Below are 19,803 nucleotides of genomic sequence, written 5' to 3' on the forward strand. Positions count from 1 at the left end.
GGATGTTGCGCGGGCGCCCGGCCACCCGCGCGCGATCGATCAAGCCGTGCCGCGGACGCTGCCGAGGAAGCGGTTGACCTGGGTGTTCAACAGCTCCGCCTGTTTCGACAGCTCGCCCGACGAGGCGAGCAGGCGCGTCGCACCGCTTCCGGTCTCCGACGCCGCTTGCAGGACACCGCCGATCGAGGCGGAGACCTCGTTGGTGCCGGCCGCCGCCTGCTGGACGTTGCGGGCGATCTCCATGGTGGCGGCGTTCTGGCCGTCGACCGCCTGGGCGATGGTGCCGACGATGCTGTTCACCTCGCCGATGGTGGCGGCGATGCTCTGGATCGCCTGGACCGCGTCGGCGGTCGCCGTCTGGATCTCGGCGATCTGCTGCGAGATGTCGCCGGTCGCCTTGGCGGTCTGGTTGGCCAGGCTCTTGACCTCGCTGGCGACCACGGCGAAGCCCTTGCCGGCCTCGCCCGCGCGCGCCGCCTCGATCGTCGCGTTCAGCGCCAGAAGGTTGGTCTGGCCGGCGATGGAGTTGATGAGATTCACCACATCGCCGATCTGGTTGGCCTTGGACGACAGGCCGTCGACGATGCGGTTGGTGCCGTCGGCCTGATCGGCGGCCTGCTTGGCCTTGCGGCTGCTTTCACCGATCTGGCGGCCGATCTCGGCGATGGAGGCGGCCAGCTCCTCGGCGGCGGCGGCCACGGTCTGGACATTGACCGACGCCTGTTCCGACGCGGCGGCGACGGTGGTCGCCTGGGTCTCGGTATGGTCGGCGGTGGTCGCCAGCGACTGCGCCAGGCTCCGCACCTCGGTGGAGGAGGCGGCGACGCTGTCGACCACGCCCTTCACCTCGCTCTCGAAGCGGTTGGCGAGCGCCGCCATCTCGGCCCGCTTGCGCTCCTCGGCCGCGTGTTCCGCTTCGGCCTGACGGCGGCGGAAGGCGTCGGCCTCGACCGCGTTGGCCTTGAACACCTCGACCGCGCCGGTGATCTGGCCGATCTCGTCCTTGGACTCCGATGCCGGGACGGCGACCGTCAGGTCGCCCTTGGCGAGCGTCAGCATCGCGTTGGTCAGCCGGCGCAGCGGGCGCAGGGCCGCCACCGTCCACAGCCCGAAGGCGGCGGCCATCAGCAGGGCGACACCGCACAGCGACAGCATCAGCGTCTGGAACCCGCTGGCGACGCCGCGCGCCCGCGCGGCGATCTGCTGGTTCTTGCGCTCTTGCAGGTCGATGAAAGCGTTGATGCGCTTCAGCCATTCATCGAAGCCCGGACGGGCGTCCTGCATCAGGATCTTCTGGGCGGTGGCCATGTCGTTGGCCTTGCGGGCGGCGATCACCGACTTGATCGCCGGCAGGGTCTTCGCCTCGATCTCCTTGATACCGGCCAGCAGGGCCCGCTCCTCGGGCTCGATGTCGGTCATGCTGGCGAACATGGCGTCGAGCGGCTTGGCGGCCTCGTCGTAGAAGGCGCCCAGCCGGTCGATGGTGGCCAGAATCGATGAGAGGATCGCCGGATCGCCGATCAGCACCACGTCGCGCAACGCGATGGCGCGGTCATGGACGCTGCCGCGGAAATTGATGGCATAGCGTTGCTTGACGCTGTTCACATCGTTGATGCGGGTCAGATCGGAGTCGATCTTCCGCACCTCGCGGACTCCGATGACGGTCAGGCTGATCAGAAGCACAAGAACCACGCCGAAGCCGAGGAACAGTCTCGTGCGGATCGTGGCGTGCCGGGAAAGGAACATGTCGGCGCATCCCGTCGAAGTTGGCCCGGAAGGGGCGGTAGGCGATTTCCTACCAGGAAGATGTTACCTAATTGGATTACTCAAAATGCGTATCGCCATGCGGGCCGGCAAGGCCGCGGGCGCGGCGGCGGCGAATAAACGGGCGGGTTGCGGATCGGGCACACTGCCGCAATATGCGGAGCCCGGACCCCGATCCGGGAAACCGCCTTGGATGCGCCGATGCCCGCCCAGCCCACCCCGTTCCGCGCCCGCAGCCTGTTCCCGCTGTCGGTCCTGGCCCTGATTCCGGCCCTGCTGATGCCGCCGCTGGCCGCTTTCCCCGCCTTCGCCGCCGACCAGCCGGAGAGCGGCAAGGCGGAAACCGCCAGGACGGAGGCCGGCAAGTCCGATGACCTCCAGGGCTTCGATCCCCAGCGCAGCGTCACCAGGCACAGCCTGCCGCTGCCGGACGGGGCGCTGGCCTATAGCGCGACGGCCGAGTTCCTGCCCCTGCGTGACGGCGCCAAGGAGGAGCTGGCGGCGCGCATCTTCACGGTGGCCTACAGCGCCGAACCGAAGACGCCGTCGGACGGGCCGCGCCCGGTCACCTTCGTCTTCAACGGCGGGCCGGGGGCGGCGTCCGCCTACATGCATCTGGGGGCGGCGGGACCGAAGGTGGTCGCCTTCGGGCCGGATGGCGCCCTGCCGCCGCCGCCCGCCCGGCTGGTCGACAATCCCGACAGCTGGCTGGCCTTCACCGATCTGGTCTTCATCGATCCGGTCGGCACCGGTTTCAGCCGGGCGGTGAAACCCGACGAGACCGAAAAGCGCTTCTGGTCGGTGGACGGCGATGCGCGGTCGATGGCGGAGATCGTCCGCCTGTGGCTGACCCGCAATGGCCGCTGGTCGTCGCCGACCTTCCTGGCGGGGGAGAGCTATGGCGGCTTCCGCATCGCCAAGATGGCGGACGAGCTGATCAACCAGGTCGGCCTGGCGGTGAACGGGCTGATCCTGGTCTCGCCCGTCGTCGATTTCGCCGCCATCGACGAGGACGGCATCCTCGCCCCGGCCTGGAAGCTGCCGTCGATGGCGGCATCCGCCGCCGCGCTGGGGCGCACGCCCGGCACGCCGGAACAGGCGGCCGAGGCGGCGGAGCGCTTCGCCCTCGGCCCCTACCTGTCCGGCCTGGCCGGTCTCGACTATGGACGGCTCGACGCGGGGCGGGAGGTCTTCGCCGAGGTCGCCCGCCTGACCGGCCTGCCGGAGGAGACCGTGCGGCGCCAGCGCGGGCGGGTGCCGATGGGGGTCTTCACGCGCGATCTGCTGCGCGACCGCGGACGCGTCCTCAGCATCTATGACGGCACCTTCACCGCACCCGATCCCGATCCGGGGGCGGCGCGTTCGCCGTTCGACGCCTTCCTGAAGGGCACGGTGCCGACCTATACGACGGCCTTCGCCGCCTATGCCCATGACACGCTGGGGGTGCGGACCGACACGCCCTACCGCCTGCTCAGCGACCGGGTGAACCGGAACTGGGAATGGCCGCGCATGACGGTGCCGAGCGCCGTGGACGCGCTCCAGACGGCGCTGACCCTTCAGCCGGCGCTGCGGGTGCTGATCGTCCATGGCCGCACCGACCTGATCACGCCCTACATGGCGTCGCGCTGGGTGGCGTCCAGGCTGGAGTTGCCGGAGGGGGAGCGCGGCCGGGTGTCGGTGACGGTCCATCCCGGCGGGCACATGATGTACACGCGGGCCGAAAGCCGGGCGGCGCTGGCCGCCGACGCCCGCGCGCTGATCGCCGACAGCCTGCGGACGCGATGAACGGCCGTCGCCGGAAACGGGAAAGGGGCGCCCCGGCGGGGGCGCCCCTTTTCGTGTGCCGGGTTGCCGGCGCGGATCAGAACAGGCGCAGGATCGACTGCTGCGACTGGTTGGCCAGCGAGAGGGCGATGGTGCCGAGCTGCTGCCGGGTCTGGAGCATCAGCAGGCTGGCGCCTTCCTCGTTCTGATCGGCCAGCGTCAGCTTGCTGGCGCCTTCGGTCAGCACGTCGCTGAACTCCTTGGTGAAGGTCTCGCGGGTCGTGATGATGTTCAGGTTGGTCGACAGCGATTGCGAGGCGGAGCGGATCGTCGATTTGGCGTTGTCCAGGCCGGCGACCGCCTTGTCGATGTCGGCGCGGTCCATCCAGCTGTTCTGCGCGCCGTCCAGCTTCAACCCCTGGCCGCTGGTCGACAGGTTGACCGCGGTGACGGTGATTGAGTTGGTGTTGCGTTCGTTCAACTGGACGGTGATGTCGTTCGACGTGTTGGCGTCGGAGATCTGCTTGGTGACGATGTTGGCCGAGCAGTTGTGCGAGGCCGCCTGCTTGATCGTCTTGGCATCGACATCCAGGCGCACCGTGCCGCTGTCGAAGGTGAAGGCCTGCTCGCCGCCGTTCAGCTTGCCGTCGCCGCGGTCATTCATGCCGTCGCGGGTGACTTGGGCGCCGTTGGAGTTGGTGACCTGGATCTGGATGTCGACCTTCTTCTGGATGACCGAGACGCCGTTGCCCTGGTTGTTCGCCGCTTCCAGCAGACGGCGGTCGACCGTGAAGGACACGATCGTGCCCGACGCGAAGCTTTCCGAGATCTTCTTGGTCAGCGCGTTGGTGGCGCTGGTCGTCACCGTCATCTCGCGCACCACGCCGGCCGTGGTGGCGCCGGTCAGGGTGATTGTGCCGTTGGTGCCGACCGTGGCGGTGGCGACGTCCTTGCCGGAGAGGCGGCCGCTGCCGGTGATGGCGGCGGCGATCGAGGACTTCAGCTGGGTCGCCACGTTCTTGGCGGCGTTCTGGCCGGTGGCGACGTCGCCGCTGGTGGCGGTGTAGCTGAAGGACTGGCCTTCCACCGTGATGGTGAAGATGTCGCCTTCCTCGACGGTGCCGCTGACGTTCACATTGGACACCTGGGCCGAACCCGACTTGGCCGGCGACAGCAGCTTCGCCTCGATGGTCTGGCTGTTGTCGAAGTAGGAGATGGTGCGGCTCTCGTCGCCGTCCGACACGATGAAGTCGCGCGAGCGGCCGTTGGCGCCGCGCACCTCGATCTGGACGTCGGAGAAGCTGCCGAGCGTGCTCGACATCGTGCCCGACAGCTTCAGCCCGACGAAGCCGTGATCGTTCTCGGCCTTGGAGATGTCGGCGGTCTTGCCCTCGATCGAGCCGTCGCCCTTGATGCGGATGGCGTAGGTGTCGGGGGCGATGACGTTGGTGACGCGGGCGTTGTCGACGCCGACGATGGTGTTGACGGCGGCACGGGACGCGCTGGTGCTGTCCATGCTCATGCCGTTGCCGTTGATCAGGTTCTTGCCGCCGAAATTGCTGTCCGCGGCCAGCTTGTCGATCTGGTCGCGCAGCGTGTTGAACTGGGTGGCGAGCGACTTGCGGGTGGCGATGGAGGCGGCGTCGTTGCCCAGTGCGGCATAGGCGGCGGTGGTCAGGCCCTTGGCCTGGTCGACCAGCGAGTCGATGGCGGTCAGGCCCTTGTCGGCGGCCTGGATCGTGCTGATCGACTGGCCCATCGCGTCCTTCAGCGACGACAGGTCGCCGGCGCGCTGGTTCAGACCCTTGGCGGCGAAGAAGGAGGTGGGACCATCCAGAGCCGAATTGATCTTGTTGCCCGTCGACAGGATGTTCTGCTTCTTGTTGATCTGTTCCTGCGTGCCCTGCAGTTGCAGCAGGTTGGTGCGCATCGCGGCGGTCAGGGTCACATTTCCGGCCATGGTCCTAGTCTCCTTCTGAGGCTGTCCCCGCGCTTGGTCTTTGACCGGCGAGGCAACGTGCGTTTTCCTGACATCCCTGTTTCAAACAACGTGCCAACCGCGGAGCCATGGAATAAGCCATTGATATGTATGGAAAATAAAAAGCGGCCCGGCAAAAAACGCAGGGTGTGGCCATACCCGTTCGGACGGGCGGCAGGAAAAGAGTCCCGGAATCTTTTGCCGGTGATGGACGGTTCTGCCGATGTCCCCGGCGGTAAGATTCTTCCCAGCGGCGGGCCGGTACGGCTATGGTCGGGCTCCAAACCACGTCCCGGACAGCGGACGCATGGCCCGGCGAGGGCCACAGCAGGCAACGGAGAAGCATCATGACCGGTCGGATCGACGCGCGCCTGGCGGAACTGGGCATCGAACTGCCGCAGGCCGCGGCCCCGGTGGCGGCCTATGTGCCCTACACCCTGTCGGGCAACACCCTCTACATCTCGGGCCAGGTCACGGTCTGGAACGGCGAGCGCAAGTTCGTCGGCAAGGTCGGCCAGGACTTCTCGGTCGAGCAGGGCAAGGAGGCCGCGCGCCTGTGCGCGCTGAACATCCTGGCCCAGGCCAAGGCCGCGCTGGGCGGCGACCTCGACCGCGTCACCCGCGTGCTGCGGCTGGGCGGCTTCGTCAATTCCGGCGCCGACTTCCACGATCATCCGCTTGTGATCAACGGCGCGTCGGAACTGATGCGCGACGTCTTCGGCGAAGCCGGCCAGCATGCCCGCGCCGCGGTCGGCGCCCCGTCGCTGCCCGGCAATGTCGCGGTCGAGGTCGACGCGATCCTGGAAGTGGCCTGACCCGCATCAGGACGGCATCAGCGTCTTGCCGCAAAGCGGCATCGGGCTTACCTCCTTGCCATGGTTCAAGGAGACCCATGCATGCCCGACGGCAACGACGCGATCACCGTCAAGGTTCTGACCGGGATCGGCGAGGCGGACCAGCAGGGCTGGGACGCCTGCGCCGGTCCCGGCAATCCCTTCCTCTCCCACGCCTTTCTCCTGGCGCTGGAGGAGTCGGGCTCGGCGACCGGCAAGACCGGCTGGCAGCCCAGCCATCTCGTCGCCCATGACGGCTCCGGCCGCATGGTCGGCGCGGTCCCGGCCTATCTGAAAAGCCATTCCTATGGCGAATATGTCTTCGACCATGCCTGGGCGAATGCCTATGAGCGGGCCGGCGGCAGCTATTACCCCAAGCTCCAGGTGGCGGTTCCCTTCACCCCGGTGCCGGGGCCGCGGTTGCTGGTGGCGCCCGGACCGCGGGCCGTCGCCGTCGCCGACGCGCTGATTGCGGCGCTGGAGCAGGTGGCGGAGCGCTATGGCGTCTCTTCCGTCCATGTCACCTTTCCGGAGCGCGGCGACTGCGACCGGCTGGGCGAGGCCGGCTGGCTGCGGCGGCTGGGGGTGCAGTATCATTGGCACAACCGCGGTTATGGCAGCTTCGACGCGTTCCTCGACGCCCTGAACTCCCGCAAGCGCAAGGCGATCCGCAAGGAACGGCGCGAGGTCGCCGACAGCGGCGTCCGCCTGCACACCCTGACCGGCGACGCCCTCAAGCCGGAGCATTGGGACGCCTTCCACCGCTTCTATCTCGACACCGCCGACCGCAAATGGGGCGGCGGCTATCTCAACCGCCGTTTCTTCGACCTGCTGGGCCGGACCATGGCCGACCGGGTGGTGCTGGTGATGTGCGAGGATGGCGGCGAATGGGTGGCCGGCGCGCTGAATCTGCTGGGCGACGACGCGCTGTACGGCCGCAACTGGGGCTCCGACGGGCGCTACCGCTTCCTGCATTTCGAGGCATGCTATTACCGCGCGCTCGATTTCGCCATCGAGCGCGGTCTGGCGCGGGTCGAGGCCGGCGCCCAGGGCGAACACAAGATCCAGCGCGGCTATCTGCCGGTGCCGACCTATAGCGCCCACTGGATCGCCGATTCCGGCTTCCGCCGCGCGGTGGAGCGCTATCTCGACCAGGAACGCCCGGCGGTGGACGCGGAGATCGGCGCGTTGGGCGACGAGCTGTCGCCGTACCGGCGGGAGGGCTGAGCCCCCGTCCTACCCCATCAGGCCCAGCCGGCCAGCACCGTGGCGGCGTCGCTTTCCCGCAACGGGGCGCGTTCCGGCGGCGGCGCGCCGTCGACCCGCAGGCCCATCAGCGTTTCGACCAGCGGTTCGGGGCCGGTTGACACCCGGAGCTGTCCGCGCGCGGCGATCTGCGGATGGGCGGATACCTCATCCAGCGTCGGCAGCGCCTCGAAGCAGCAATCGACGGGATCAAGCAGGGCCCGCCATTCCGCCAGGGTCCGGCTGGCGAACAGGGCCTCCAGCTCCGCCGTGAGGGCGGTTTGCGGCAGGGGATCCGCCTGCCGGGCGATCCAGTCGGGGCGGCCGACCGCCTCGCAGAAGCCGCTCCAGAATTTCGCCTCCAGCGCCGAAAGGGTGGCGAAGCGGCCGTCGGCGGTGCGGTAGAGGCGGTAGCAGGCGGCCCCGCCCGACAGCAGCGCCTCGCCGCGTTCCGGCAGGATGCCGCGCGCCGCCGCTGTCAGGTTCAGCCCCTGCCAGCCCAGCACCGATTCCATGATCGACAGGTCGAGGAAGCAGCCCTGTCCCGACCGTTCCCGCCCGAACAGGGCGCCGGCCACCGCCAAAGCCGTCTGCTGGGCGGAGGCGAAATCGGCGACCGGCAGGTAGCTGATGACCGGCCGCTCCGGCAGACCGGAGGCGTCCAGTCCGCCGCCGACCGCCATGTAGTTCAGGTCGTGTCCGGCCCGCGCGGCATAGGGGCCGTCATAGCCCCAGCCCGACAGGCTGGCATGGACCAGCCGCGGGTTGAGCCGCCGCAGCCGGTCGCGCCCCAGCCCCAGCTTGTCCATCACGCCCGGCCGGTAGCTCTCGATCAGCGCGTCGGCCTTGGCCAGCAGCCCCTCCAGCGCGGCGCGCCCGTCCGCCGCCTTCAGGTCGAGGCGCACCACCGTCTTGCCGGCATTCAGCAGCTTGTAGGCGGCGGTGGCGCCGTCGCCGTCCACCGGTCCGAGCCGGCGCAGGGGATCGCCGCCCGGCGGTTCCACCTTCACCACCGTGGCGCCGAGATCGCCCAGCAGCTGCGCCGCATGGGGACCGGGCAGATATTGCCCGAGATCGACGATGCGCAGGCCGTTCAGGAAGGGCAGGGGCATCGCGCGCTCAGCCCCCGGTGACGCTCATGTGACGTCCGACCGCCGGACCCTGGTGGCGGCGGTCGATGATGAAGTCGTGACCCTTGGGCTTGCGGATGATGGCTTCGCGCACCGCGTCGATCAGCGGCCCATCCTCGTCGCTGACGCGCAGCGGCGTGCGCAGGTCGGCGGCGTCCTCCTGGCCCAGGCACATATAGAGGGTGCCGGTGCAGGTCAGCCGCACGCGGTTGCAGCTTTCGCAGAAATTATGGGTCAGCGGGGTGATGAAGCCGACGCGCTGGCCGGTCTCCTCGACCCGGACATAACGGGCGGGGCCGCCGGTGCGGTGGTCGCTCTCGGTCAGGGTCCAGCGGGTCTGAAGCTCGGCCTTCAGCATGGTCAGCGGCCAATACTGGTCGATGCGGGCGCCCTCGCCGATGTCGCCCATCGGCATCACCTCGATGAAGGTCAGGTCGAAGCCCTGCTCGCCGCACCAGGCCACCATGCGGTGGATCTCGTCGTCGTTGACGCCCTTCAGCGCCACCATGTTGATCTTGATCTTCAGCCCTGCGTCCTTGGCCGCCTGGATGCCGCCCAGGATCTTGTCGAGCTTGCCCCAGCGGGTGATGGCCTGGAACTTGTGCGGATCCAGCGTGTCGAGCGAGACGTTGATCCGCCGCACCCCGGCATCAAACAGCCCGGCGGCATGCTTGAACAGCATGGTGCCGTTGGTGGTCAGCGTCAGTTCGTCGAGATCGCCCGACTCGATGTGGCGGCCGAGCGAGCGGATCAGCCGCATCACGTCGCGGCGGACCAGCGGCTCGCCGCCGGTCAGCCGCAGCTTGCGGGTGCCCAGCTTGACGAAGGCGCTGCACAGCCGGTCCAGCTCCTCCAGCGTCAGAACCTCCGCCTTCGGCAGGAAGCTCATGTCCTCGGCCATGCAATAGACGCAACGCAGGTCGCAGCGGTCGGTCACCGAGACGCGCAGATACTCCACCTTGCGGCCGAACGGGTCGATGAGCGGCGCTGGCCGCTCGGCAAGATTGGCTGGCGATTGGGCTGCGGACACGGGATCGATCATCGCTGGACTCCAGGGGCGACCTCTGGCGGGCCGACCCAGTATATGTTCGCCGCACGGACGATATGCAACGATTGCGGTAGCCTATTCCACATCACGGTATGCCGACTTTGACGGTGATCAAGGGGCGGTGGCGTCACACCAGCTTTTGTCGCACCGCTCCCGGTTGCGTGGCCCGCATGGCCTCCTCGCGCTCGCGCAGGTCGTCGTCGGTGGTGCGCGGCACCGGCGGACGGCCGAGCGCGAAGGGCTCGCCGACGCGCTCGAACTGGTCGCGGACGCGGCAATCCTCGCACATGCGGATGCGGTTGGCGGCCTCCGGCGTGGCGAACATCGGGTGCTTGCCGGCGAGCGCCGTCACGATCTTCTCGATCGAGGACCGGCTGGCGAAGGGCTTGCCGCAGGAGACGCAGCAGAAGGGTTCCTCCTCCTTGATCACGCTGGCGCCGCGCGCCCGGTCGCGGAAATCGATCTCCGGCACCAGCGAGATGACCTTTTCCGGACAGGTGGTCCGGCACAGGCCGCACTGGACGCAGGCATCCTGGGCGAAGGACAGCATCGGCTTGTCGGCATTGTCGAGCAGCGCCCCGGTCGGGCAGGCGCCGACGCAGGCGAGGCAGAGCGTGCAGCCCTCGACATCCACCGCCACCCGGCCGAAGGGGGCGCCCGGCGGCAGCGCCAGCACCTCCACCGGGGCGGGGGCGACCTTGTGCAGGTGGCGCAGCGCCAGCATGGTGACGCCGCGCTTCGACCCCATCGGCAGGAACATGCCGGCTTCGACCGCGTCCGCCGGCAGAGCCCACAGCGTGTCGGCCACCGCGTCGGGATCGGCGGCGTCGATCACCGCCACCCGGCCGGAGCCGTAGCCGAGCCCGCTGAAGGCGGCTTCCGCCAGCCCGACCTGGGAGGCGAGCCCGGCGGTCTCCCCCTCATTCTCCGGGCCGGTCAGCACGCGGACATGGGTGCAGCCATAGGCCAGCGCCAGCGCGAACAGGTCGAAGCCGACCTGCGTCACCTCGTTCAGGGCGAAGGGCAGCACGCGGGCCGGCAGGCCGCGGCCATGCCGGGCCATCAGGCCGACCAGCGCGTCTCCGTGGCGCGGGTCGTGGATCAGCAGCGCCGGGGCCTTTCCGCCGGCCTTGGCGTAGGTGCCGAGCAGCGTGCGCAGCCGTTCATGGACGGTGGCGGCCGGCGGCAGGGCATAGGTCGCCGCCCCGGTCGGGCAGACCGCGGCGCAGGACCCGCAACCGGCGCAGACATGCGGGTCGATGGCGACATGGTCGCCGTTCGGCGTCACCGCCCCGGTCGGGCAGACATCCAGGCAGCGGGTGCAGCCGGTCTTGCGGCTGCGCGAATGGGCGCAGAGCTCGGCCTTGAAATCGACGTAGCGCGGCTTGTCGAACTCGCCGACCAGATCGGCGATCTCCAGCAGGGCCTTGGCGACCTGGGCCGGGCTGTTCGGGTCGGGGCGCAGATAACCGTCACGGCGCTTGTGGTCGGGGAACAGCGGCGTGCCGCCGGTCAGATCGAGGATCAGGTCGCAACGGGCCGACGCTCCCTGCCGCACCGGCTCGAACCCCAGCGCGCCCCGTGAGGAGGGCAGTGCCGGGGCGTAATCGTCCACCACGATCTCGAAGGCGCCGAGCCAGCCGCGGGCGGCGCGGATGCGGCCGCGGAAGATCGCCGCGTCCATCACCGGCGGCGGCGGGATGTCCCGGGCGCTGGTCAGCAGGATGGTCACGTCCAGCCGCTTCGCCAATTCCCGCCCGGCCTCGATGGCGCGCTCGTCGCTGCCATAGACCAGACAGCCACCCTCGGACCTCAGGGTCAGCGCCCCGGTGGGCGGGATCGGCAGCGCCGCCTCGGCCAGCAGGGCCGCGATCTTCGGCAGCGCCTGGGCGCCCTCGTCCGACCAGCCGGCGCGTTCGCGGATGTTGGTGAAGCTCAGCGCCGCATCCGGCGCCCCCTCCGCCGCGACCTCGCTGAACAGCGGCGCCTCCTGCGTGCAGGCGACCAGCAGCGGCTGCCCGGTGGCGAGTGCCGCCTCGAAGCGGTCGAGCTGCGCCCGGCAGAGCTGGCTGTGCACGGTGACGGCGCCATCCCCGCTATCGCCGCCGCCGCAGGCCTTGCCCAGCGCCGCCCCGTCCAGCGCGATGCTGTGCGCGCAGTCGCAGACGAGCACTGTCCGATCGCCGATCTTCATCGTCCCCGAAACTCCCTTGGCTTGGGGCCGCCGCCCCTGGCTGTCGACAGTCATATGGGGGAATGCGGCGCGATGGGAATGGGAATTTCGTCGGGGGCGGCGCCAGGGGAAGCCCAGGGGGAAACCGCGGATCGGCGAGGCAAGCTCCGCGCAAGGCGTGGCAAATAATCATCGAATATTCCGGCATTATTATGCCATAGGATAAAATGTCACATTTTGACAATTTAATGACATACGTGGAAAGTGTATGGCCCTCAGTATGGAATCCCAATCCAAAGCTTCAGGTGAAGAGGTGTAATGGTGGAAGACGCGCTCGGTTCTTTCAGGCTTAGGACCCAGATCGCCTTGATCAGCCTTGTCAGCATCCTCGGGCTGGCGATCCTCGGCGCGGTGTTCCACATCGAAAGCTCCAGGCAGGACGAGATTCGCCAGCAGGCCGAACAGGCGGTGCTGCGGACGGAAACCCTGAAAACCCTGCGCATCCAACTGCTGAACGGCCGGCGGGTCGAGAAGGATTTCCTTCTGCGCCGCGACGCCGACCTGCCCGGCCGTCATGCCGGATTGATCACCGAGATGGCGGGGACGCTGGACGGGCTGCTCGCCGTTCTGCCGCCCGGCGCCGCCGCCGACCGGCTGCGGCGGGCCGGCGGGGAACTCGCCGCCTATGGCCGGCAGTTCGCCGAGGTGGCCGACCGCCAGGGCCGGATCGGGCTGGACGAGAACAAGGGGTTGCAGGGCACCTTGCGCGGCGCCGTCCATTCGGCCGAGGCGTCCCTGGCCCGCCATGACGACCAGCGGCTGCTCGCCGGGCTGCTGATGATGCGCCGGCACGAGAAGGATTTCCTGGCGCGGGGCGACGGCAAATATGTCGACAGCTTCGGCGCGGCGGTTGCCGCCTTCCTCAAGGCGCTGGACGGATCGGCGGTGCCGGAGACGGAGCGGGCGTCGATCCGGGCCGCCATCGACTCCTACCGGCGCGACTTCACCGCGCTCGCCGCCGCCTTGCTGGGACTGTCGGGCGAGATCCGGAAGATGTCGGACATCTACGGCCGGCTGGAGCCCCTGCTTATGGAGGCGGAACTGGAGCAGAAGGCGGAGCGGGCGGCGGCGGAGGCGGGCTATGCCGCCATCCGCGACGAGGTGCGGCGGATCATCTGGCTGTCGCTGGTCACGGTGGCGGTGCTCGGGCTGGCCGGGGCGCTGCTGGTCGGCCGGTCCATCGCCGGGTCGGTGTCGCGGTTGACGCGGTCGATGCGGCGCATCGCCGCCGGCGATCTGGAGGCGGCGGTGGACGGGACCGGGCGCCGGGACGAGATCGGCGAAATGGCGCAGTCGCTTCTGGTGTTCCGCACCAACGCCGCCGATTTGCGGCGCATGCAGGCGGAGCAGGAGGCCCAGAAGGCGCGCGGCGAGGAGGAGCGCAGGCGCCAGACGCGCGAGCTGGCCGACCGTTTCGAGACGGCGATGCATGGCGTGGTGGCCCAATTGTCGGCCTCGGCCGGCCGGATGCAGGACAGTTCCCGCGCCCTGTCGGTGATGGCGGAGGATGGCCGGGCCCGGGCGACCTCGGTCGCCGCGGCGACGGAGCAGACCTCGGCCAATGTGCAGACGGTCGCCGCCTCCTCGCAGCAGATGGCGGCATCGATCGGCGAGCTGACCCGTCAGATCACCGAATCGGCGGTCATCGCCCGCCGGGCGGCGGAATGCGCCCAGACCACCAACGGCAGCGTCCGCGCTCTCTCCGATCAAGCCCAGCGCATCGGCGAGGTCGTCACCCTGATCTCCTCGATCGCCAGCCAGACCAATCTTCTGGCGCTGAACGCGACGATCGAGGCGGCGCGGGCGGGGGAGGCCGGCAAGGGCTTCGCCGTGGTGGCGAGCGAGGTGAAGACTCTCGCGACCCAGACCGCCAGGGCGACGGAGGAGATCGCCGCCCAGATCGAGGCGATGCAGCGGGCGACCGGCGGTGCGGTGGAGTCCATCGCCGAGATCGACCGCACCATCGGCGAGATCAACAGCATCGCCACCGGTGCCGCGTCGGCGATCGAGGAGCAGGACGCGGCGATGCGCGAGATCGCCCGCAACGTCCAGCAGGCGGCGCGGGGCACCCAGGATATCGCCACCAGCATCGGCGGCGTCCAGCGCACCGCCGACGGCACCGGCGAGGCGGCGCAGCAGGTGATGGAGGCCGCCAACACCCTGCACCGCGACACCGAGAACCTGTCGCGCGAGGTGGACCGCTTCGTCAGCTCGGTCCGCGCGGGGTGAGGATGGGGGGCGTTACGCCCCCGGATCGTTGGCATTGGGGAAGAACAGCTGTTCGCCGTTGATGGTGTAGTCGGCGATCGCCTTCTGCCCCTCGGCCGAGACCAGCCAGTCGACGAAGGCCTGGCCGTCGGCCGCCTTGACGTGGGGGAATTTGGCCGGGTTGACCAGCATGACGCCATACTGGTTGAACAGCCGCTTGTCGCCCTCCACCAGCACCGTCAGCGGGCCGCGGTTCTTGAAGTTCAGCCAGGTGCCGCGGTCGGTCAGGGCATAGCCGTTCATGGCGGCGGCGGTGTTCAGCGTCGGGCCCATGCCCTGGCCGATCGAGCGGTACCAGCCGCCCTCGGCCTTGGCCGGATCGAGGGCGGCCGTCTTCCACAGCGCCAGTTCGGCCTTGTGGGTGCCGCTGTCGTCGCCGCGCGACACGAAGGGGGCCTTGGCCTGGGCGATCTTCGACAGCGAGTCGGCGACATCCCTGCTGCCCTTGACGCCGGCCGGATCGCTGGCCGGGCCGACGATGACGAAGTCGTTGTACATCACCGGCTTGCGCACCGGCGCGAAGCCTTCGGCGACGAACTTCTCCTCCGACGGCTTGTGGTGGACGAACAGCACGTCGGCGTCGCCGCGCTTGGCGAGGTCGATGGCCTGGCCGGTGCCCTTGGCGACGACCCGCACCTCGATCCCCGTCCTGGCGGTGAATTTCGGCAGCAGCGAGCCGAACAGCCCCGAATCCTCGGTCGAGGTGGTGGAGGCCACCGTGATGAAACGGTCGGCGGCCCGCGCGACCGGCGGCAGGGCGCTCTGGACCAGAGCGGTCAGGGCCGCGACGGCGGCACCCAGCACGAAAGAACGGCGCAGCATCACTTGTCTCCTCAACAGGCGCTGTTGCCGGTGAGGCATATAGCAGTCCGGCTTTGCTTGCAAAGGCCCGCCAAGCCCATGGTGAACAGGTCGCAGCCCATACGCCCGCATGCCTTCCCCCGGATGCGCCCGAATGGGTCAGGCCCGCTCCCCCCGCTCCTTCAGCAGGGCCGCCGTCAGGTTGACGGCCAGCGACAGGGTCATCAGAACCAGGCCCAGCGCCAGCGCCATCGGCAAATCGCCCTTGCTGGTCTCCAGAGCGATGGCGGTGGTCATGACGCGGGTGATGTTCTCGATGTTGCCGCCGACGATCATCACCGCCCCGACCTCCGCCGAGGCGCGGCCGAATCCGGCCAGCACGGTGGTGACGAGGCTCCAGCGCGCCTCCGACAGCAGGGTCGCCAGCCGGCGCAGCGGGCCGGCGCCGGTGACGCGCAGCAGGTCGTCATACTCGACCAGCAGATCCTCGACCGTCTGGCGGGCGAGCGAGGCGACGATCGGCACGATCATCACCGTCTGCGCGACGATCATCGCCGTCGGAGTGAACAGCAGCCCCAGCACGCCGAAGGGGCCGGAACGCGACAGCAGCAGATAGACCACCAGCCCGACCACCACCGGCGGCAGCCCCATCATCGTGTTCAGCGCGATGGCGACGCCGCGCCGGCCGGGAAAATTCAGCGCGGCGACGGCGGCCCCCAGCGGCAGGCCGATCAGCGTCGCGGTGGCGACGGCGGTCAGGCTGACCCGCAGCGACAGGCCGATGATCCGCATCAGTCCGGCGTCCAGCGAGCCGATCATGGAAAACGCCAATGTCAGGGCTTGGGAAAAATCCTGCATGAAGTCCAATTCACTGGGGCGGGGCTTGTCCATCCGGCGGCGCTCGCCCACACTCGCGCGCATGAGCACTATCATGAGTCTTAAGACCTTCACCATAGCGCCGGACCCGGCCGACCCCAGGCTGACCGAGCGTGTCGGCGGCCTGGACCAGGACGGCCGCGCCATCGAGACCGCCGTGACGGTCGAACGGCCGTTGACCCTCTATCTGAACGGGCAGGAGATCGTCACCATGATGACGATCGGCGACTATCCCGACTGTCTGGCCGTCGGCTATCTGCTGAACCAGAACATGCTGCGGCGCGATGACCGCATCACCGCCATCGATGTGGACGAGGAGACGGAGACCGTCATCGTCCGCACCGAACGCGCCACCGACTATGAAGCCAAGCTGAAGAAGAAGACGCTGACCTCCGGCTGCGCCCAGGGCACCGCCTTCGGCGACGTGATGGAGACCTTCGAATCCGTCCGTCTGCCGGCCGATGTGCGGCTCCACACCTCGTGGATCTACGCCCTGTCCAGGCAGATCAACCTTCAGCCCAGCCTGTATCTGGAGGCCGGCGCCATCCATGGCTGCGTGCTGTGCCAGGGGGACCGGCCGCTCGTTTACATGGAGGATGTCGGCCGTCACAACGCGGTGGACAAGGTCGCCGGCTACATGCATCTGAACGGTATTCCGGCATCGGACAAGATTTTCTACACCACCGGGCGGCTGACCTCGGAGATGGTGATCAAGACGGTGCAGATGGGCATTCCGATCCTGGTCTCGCGCTCCGGCTTCACCGCCTGGGGGGTGCAGCTGGCGCGGCAGGCCAACCTGACGCTGGTCGGCCGGGCCAAGGGCCGGCGCTTCATCGCGCTGGCCGGCGCCGACCGGCTGGTGTTCGATACCGATGCATCCGGGGGCGATGACGAGGACCGGAGTCATGGACGCAAGGGAAGCCGCGATGACGACTGACTCAGCCCGCTCCGCCATTGGACACCGCGACATCGGCGGCGTGCTGCTGGCCGGCGGCCTGTCGCGCCGGATGGGCGGCGGCGACAAATGCCTGCGCCCGCTCGGCGGACGCAGCATCCTGGAACGCATCGTCGCCACCGTCCGGCCGCAGGTCGGGCCGCTGGTGCTGAACGCCAACGGCGATCCCGCCCGCTTCGATCATCTGCATCTGCCGGTCGCGGCCGATGTGGTGGAGGGCTATGCCGGGCCGCTCGCCGGCGTGCTGACCGGCATGGAATGGCTGCGCGGCACCGCTCCCGGCATCGCCTGGGTCGCCAGCTTCGCCACCGACGCGCCCTTCATCCCGTGCGACCTCGTCACCCGCATGGTGTCGGCGTTGGAGCGGGAGGGCGCCGACCTCGCCTGCGCCCGCTCGGGCGGGCAGGATCATCCGGTCTTCGGGCTGTGGCCGATCCGTCTGGCCGGCGACCTGCGCCGCGCCATGGTGGAGGAGGGCCTGCGCAAGGTCGATGCCTGGACCGCCCGCCACCGTCTGGCCGTCGCCGATTTCGCCATCGATCCAGTCGATCCCTTCTTCAACACCAACCGGCCGGAGGATCTGGCCGAGGCGGAACGCCTGCTGGCGTCGGGGCGGGCATCATGACGGAGCGGTTGGAGCGCATCGAGACCCTGGCGCTGGGCATCGTGGTGGAACGCCGCCGTGGCGTCACCGTCTGGGCCGACTGGAGCTGGCGCCCGGTTTCGGTCATCCCCGGCGCCGGGCCGGTCGAGCCGCCGGGCCGCCTGCTGCGGGAGGGGGAGGGGTGGAGCCACAGCCACGCCGCCACCCTGACGTTGGAGCTGTTCCGCACCGACACCGAAGGCTATCGACTGAACCTGTCCCAGGATCCGCCGCGCCTGTGGGTGGTGATGCGCCCCGGCCCGGACGGCTTGTCGCTGGTGCCCTTCACCGTCACCGCGTCCGCGCATGAGGGCGAAGGCTATCAGGTCGGCACCGATGTGGTGGAGACGGTGCCGATGCCCGACGAGGTGATCGGGCTGGTCCGTGATTTCGTCGAGCAGCACCATGTCGACGTCCCCTTCCACAAGCGCGAGCGCAAGCGCCATTTCGACAAGGAGGAGGGACGGCGGTGAGCGGAGAAGCCTTCCTGTCGCGCTGGTCGCGCCTGAAGCGCGCCGGGGCCGAACCCAAGCCGGCGCCAGCCGGGTTGCCGCTGCCGGTTGAGGAGGCCGCGGCGAGTCCGGTTGCCGTCGCCGACCCGGCACCGGCGGAGTCCGGCGAGCCGCCGGCGGAAGACCCGCTGAAGGATCTGCCGCCGGTCGAGGAGTTGACCGGCGACTCCGACTTCACCCCCTTCCTGCGCGCCGAGGTGCCGGAGGATCTGCACCGTCAGGCCCTGCGCAAGCTTTGGACCTCCGATCCGATCTACGCCAACGACGACGGGCTGAAGGATTACGCCGACGATTACGCCAGCCTGTTCAGCGGCGGGGTTCCGGTGAAGACCCTCTACCGCGTCGGCAAGGGCTTCCTCGACACGCTGGACGAGGTGGCGGAGCAGGCCGCGCCCTCTCCCGTCCCGGGAGAGGGAGGGGACCCGCGAAGCGGGGAGGGGGAGGGGCGGTCCAAGAATTCCGAACCCGCCTGATTCTTGCGCCCCCTCACCCTTCCCTCTCCCACGGCGGGAGAGGGGGCTTTCACCCTCGCAAAACCGCTTTCAAAATGCGACCGCCCACCCCGCCGGTCCAGACAGGCTCAAAACAAAGGGGCGCTCTGTTAGCGCGAGCATAGCGCGTTGATAAAGTTTGATTTGCCCCCTCTTTAGGGTGCGTCCTCGGTTGACAAACGGATGGCTTAACCCTTTTTATTATCCGACTGTGAATTGCTAAGTCACTGTAAGGCAATGGCTTTTCGCAGGTGCGTCAAAATGGGGCACGGGGAGCGGTTCCAATAACGGCGCGCGGTTCGTCCGCGGACGCCGGCACCCCCGTCTTGCTCGTCCGGGAGGAGTTTGCGGCGCGTGTCCAGGGCCGTCGATCACACTGTCCCCCCCGCCCTCGCGGAGGAGGAGCTGTTCCGTGCGCAGGTCTATGCCCTGCTGGCGCAGCTGCTGGCGCGTCCGCCCGACGCCGCCTTCCTGGCCGCGCTGGGGGGATTGGCCGGCGATGGCGGCGAGTTCGGCACGGCGCTCGACCGGCTGGCGGAAGCGGCGCGCGGCGGCGATCCCGCTGCGCTGGAGGAGGAGTTCACCACGCTGTTCATCGGCGTCGGCGGCAGCGAGCGCACCCCTTACGGCTCCTTCTACCTGACCGGCTTCCTCAACGAGAAGCCCCTGGCGGCGTTGCGCGTCGACATGGCGCGGCTGGGCATAGCCCGGGCCGACGGCGTGTCCGAGCCGGAGGACCACATCGCCGCGCTCTGCGAGATGATGGCCGGCCTGATCGCCGGCGCCTTCGCCCCGGAGGATGGCGGGCCGGTCGGTCTCGACGGGCAGCGGGCCTTCTTCGACCGCCATATCGGCTCCTGGGCCGGGCGGTTCTTCACGGATTTGGAGACTTCGCCCTCGGCCCGCTTCTATCGGGCGGTCGGCGCGGTCGGACGGAGTTTCCTGGCGGTCGAGGCGCAAGCCTTCGACCTTGCGGCGTAAAGGGTGAGGAGCGGAGCCATGACGCGGAACGCGGTCAAAGCCACGGATGAAGCTGTCAAACAGGGCAAGGATAGGCAAGGCGACGACAGGGGGCTGGCCCGCCGCGACCTGTTCCGCGTCGCCGGTCTGGGTGCCGGTGCGCTCGGTGCCGCCGCGGCCGGTGTGACCGCCGCCGGTGGAACGGCCGAGGCGGCCCAGGCGGAGACGCCGGCCACCGGCTATCGCGAGACCGACCATGTCCGCAAGGTCTACGAAGTCAGCCGCTTCTAAGGGGAACGCCG

17 protein-coding genes are annotated in these 19,803 nt (G+C 69.0%); 10 read left to right on the forward strand and 7 right to left on the reverse strand.

Going from position 1 to position 19,803, the window contains the following annotated elements; genetic code table 11:
• Positions 1-39 precede the first annotated feature (39 nt).
• Positions 40-1,746, reverse strand: a complete 1,707-nt coding sequence (locus tag AZL_RS03755; RefSeq protein WP_012973339.1) for a methyl-accepting chemotaxis protein — start codon at positions 1,744-1,746, stop codon at positions 40-42.
• A gap of 219 nt (positions 1,747-1,965) precedes the next feature.
• On the opposite strand from AZL_RS03755, the gene AZL_RS03760 reads away from it, so the two are divergent.
• A complete protein-coding gene (locus tag AZL_RS03760; RefSeq protein ID WP_012973340.1) occupies positions 1,966-3,549 on the forward strand; it encodes a S10 family peptidase in 1,584 nt (527 codons plus the stop codon).
• Positions 3,550-3,625: 76 nt separating this feature from the next.
• Here the strand turns inward: AZL_RS03760 and AZL_RS03765 are convergent, their stop codons facing one another.
• Positions 3,626-5,488 carry a flagellin gene (locus AZL_RS03765; protein WP_012973341.1) on the reverse strand — a complete coding sequence of 621 codons (1,863 nt, stop codon included), beginning with the start codon at positions 5,486-5,488 and terminating at the stop codon, positions 3,626-3,628.
• 365 nt (positions 5,489-5,853) lie between these two features.
• On the opposite strand from AZL_RS03765, the gene AZL_RS03770 reads away from it, so the two are divergent.
• Together AZL_RS03770 and AZL_RS03775 are read left to right on the forward strand one after the other, a co-directional pair.
• On the forward strand, positions 5,854-6,321 hold the full coding sequence (locus tag AZL_RS03770; RefSeq protein ID WP_012973342.1) for a RidA family protein: 468 nt from the start codon (positions 5,854-5,856) through the stop codon (positions 6,319-6,321).
• 81 nt (positions 6,322-6,402) lie between these two features.
• Positions 6,403-7,566 (forward strand): GNAT family N-acetyltransferase, encoded by a 1,164-nt coding sequence (locus tag AZL_RS03775; protein WP_012973343.1) that lies wholly within the window; start codon positions 6,403-6,405, stop codon positions 7,564-7,566.
• A 17-nt stretch (positions 7,567-7,583) separates the two neighbouring features.
• Here AZL_RS03775 and AZL_RS03780 read toward each other — a convergent pair whose 3' ends face one another.
• The 3 genes from AZL_RS03780 to AZL_RS03790 form a co-directional block, all read right to left on the reverse strand.
• Positions 7,584-8,696 (reverse strand): CaiB/BaiF CoA transferase family protein, encoded by a 1,113-nt coding sequence (locus tag AZL_RS03780; RefSeq protein WP_012973344.1) that lies wholly within the window; start codon positions 8,694-8,696, stop codon positions 7,584-7,586.
• 7 nt (positions 8,697-8,703) lie between these two features.
• Positions 8,704-9,756 carry a GTP 3',8-cyclase MoaA gene (gene moaA / locus AZL_RS03785; protein ID WP_012973345.1) on the reverse strand — a complete coding sequence of 351 codons (1,053 nt, stop codon included), beginning with the start codon at positions 9,754-9,756 and terminating at the stop codon, positions 8,704-8,706.
• 133 nt (positions 9,757-9,889) lie between these two features.
• A complete protein-coding gene (locus AZL_RS03790) occupies positions 9,890-11,956 on the reverse strand; it encodes a 4Fe-4S dicluster domain-containing protein (RefSeq protein WP_012973346.1) in 2,067 nt (688 codons plus the stop codon).
• A gap of 345 nt (positions 11,957-12,301) precedes the next feature.
• Between AZL_RS03790 and AZL_RS03795 the strand changes: the two genes are divergently transcribed.
• Positions 12,302-14,224, forward strand: a complete 1,923-nt coding sequence (locus tag AZL_RS03795) for a methyl-accepting chemotaxis protein (protein ID WP_148219183.1) — start codon at positions 12,302-12,304, stop codon at positions 14,222-14,224.
• A gap of 12 nt (positions 14,225-14,236) precedes the next feature.
• On the opposite strand, the gene AZL_RS03800 is transcribed toward AZL_RS03795, so the two are convergent.
• The gene (locus AZL_RS03800; protein WP_012973348.1) at positions 14,237-15,085 is read right to left on the reverse strand and encodes a substrate-binding domain-containing protein; all 849 of its coding nucleotides are present in this window, start codon (positions 15,083-15,085) and stop codon (positions 14,237-14,239) included.
• A 138-nt stretch (positions 15,086-15,223) separates the two neighbouring features.
• Entirely contained in the window at positions 15,224-15,985 is a 762-nt protein-coding gene (locus AZL_RS03805) for an ABC transporter permease (protein ID WP_371304224.1), read from the reverse strand.
• A 10-nt stretch (positions 15,986-15,995) separates the two neighbouring features.
• Between AZL_RS03805 and fdhD the strand changes: the two genes are divergently transcribed.
• The 6 genes from fdhD to AZL_RS03835 all read left to right on the forward strand — a co-directional run bounded on the left by fdhD (position 15,996) and on the right by AZL_RS03835 (position 19,792).
• A complete protein-coding gene (gene fdhD, locus AZL_RS03810) occupies positions 15,996-16,877 on the forward strand; it encodes a formate dehydrogenase accessory sulfurtransferase FdhD (protein ID WP_012973350.1) in 882 nt (293 codons plus the stop codon).
• Complete coding sequence (gene mobA / locus AZL_RS03815) at positions 16,867-17,520, forward strand: molybdenum cofactor guanylyltransferase MobA (protein ID WP_012973351.1); 654 nt, start codon at positions 16,867-16,869, stop codon at positions 17,518-17,520. Before fdhD ends, mobA begins: the two co-directional genes overlap by 11 nt.
• Entirely contained in the window at positions 17,517-18,011 is a 495-nt protein-coding gene (locus tag AZL_RS03820; protein WP_012973352.1) for a DUF3305 domain-containing protein, read from the forward strand. Before mobA ends, AZL_RS03820 begins: the two co-directional genes overlap by 4 nt.
• On the forward strand, positions 18,008-18,523 hold the full coding sequence (locus AZL_RS03825) for a DUF3306 domain-containing protein (RefSeq protein WP_012973353.1): 516 nt from the start codon (positions 18,008-18,010) through the stop codon (positions 18,521-18,523). The genes AZL_RS03820 and AZL_RS03825 overlap by 4 nt, the downstream gene beginning before the upstream one ends.
• 372 nt (positions 18,524-18,895) lie before the next feature.
• A complete protein-coding gene (locus AZL_RS03830) occupies positions 18,896-19,522 on the forward strand; it encodes a TorD/DmsD family molecular chaperone (protein ID WP_012973354.1) in 627 nt (208 codons plus the stop codon).
• A gap of 18 nt (positions 19,523-19,540) precedes the next feature.
• Positions 19,541-19,792 carry a formate dehydrogenase gene (locus tag AZL_RS03835; protein WP_247894264.1) on the forward strand — a complete coding sequence of 84 codons (252 nt, stop codon included), beginning with the start codon at positions 19,541-19,543 and terminating at the stop codon, positions 19,790-19,792.
• Positions 19,793-19,803 lie beyond the last annotated feature (11 nt).

Source organism: Azospirillum sp. B510, assembly GCF_000010725.1.
Classification (GTDB): Bacteria; Pseudomonadota; Alphaproteobacteria; order Azospirillales; family Azospirillaceae; genus Azospirillum; species Azospirillum lipoferum_B.

Coding starts and splice junctions, on each gene's coding strand:
- AZL_RS03755 (WP_012973339.1), bottom strand. CDS start 1,746: ATGTTCCTTTCCCGGCACGCCACGATCCGCACGAGACTGTTCCTCGGC.
- AZL_RS03760 (WP_012973340.1), top strand. CDS start 1,966: ATGCCCGCCCAGCCCACCCCGTTCCGCGCCCGCAGCCTGTTCCCGCTG.
- AZL_RS03765 (WP_012973341.1), bottom strand. CDS start 5,488: ATGGCCGGAAATGTGACCCTGACCGCCGCGATGCGCACCAACCTGCTG.
- AZL_RS03770 (WP_012973342.1), top strand. CDS start 5,854: ATGACCGGTCGGATCGACGCGCGCCTGGCGGAACTGGGCATCGAACTG.
- AZL_RS03775 (WP_012973343.1), top strand. CDS start 6,403: ATGCCCGACGGCAACGACGCGATCACCGTCAAGGTTCTGACCGGGATC.
- AZL_RS03780 (WP_012973344.1), bottom strand. CDS start 8,696: ATGCCCCTGCCCTTCCTGAACGGCCTGCGCATCGTCGATCTCGGGCAA.
- moaA (WP_012973345.1), bottom strand. CDS start 9,756: ATGATCGATCCCGTGTCCGCAGCCCAATCGCCAGCCAATCTTGCCGAG.
- AZL_RS03790 (WP_012973346.1), bottom strand. CDS start 11,956: ATGAAGATCGGCGATCGGACAGTGCTCGTCTGCGACTGCGCGCACAGC.
- AZL_RS03800 (WP_012973348.1), bottom strand. CDS start 15,085: ATGCTGCGCCGTTCTTTCGTGCTGGGTGCCGCCGTCGCGGCCCTGACC.
- AZL_RS03805 (WP_371304224.1), bottom strand. CDS start 15,985: ATGCGCGCGAGTGTGGGCGAGCGCCGCCGGATGGACAAGCCCCGCCCC.
- fdhD (WP_012973350.1), top strand. CDS start 15,996: ATGAGTCTTAAGACCTTCACCATAGCGCCGGACCCGGCCGACCCCAGG.
- mobA (WP_012973351.1), top strand. CDS start 16,867: ATGACGACTGACTCAGCCCGCTCCGCCATTGGACACCGCGACATCGGC.
- AZL_RS03820 (WP_012973352.1), top strand. CDS start 17,517: ATGACGGAGCGGTTGGAGCGCATCGAGACCCTGGCGCTGGGCATCGTG.
- AZL_RS03835 (WP_247894264.1), top strand. CDS start 19,541: ATGACGCGGAACGCGGTCAAAGCCACGGATGAAGCTGTCAAACAGGGC.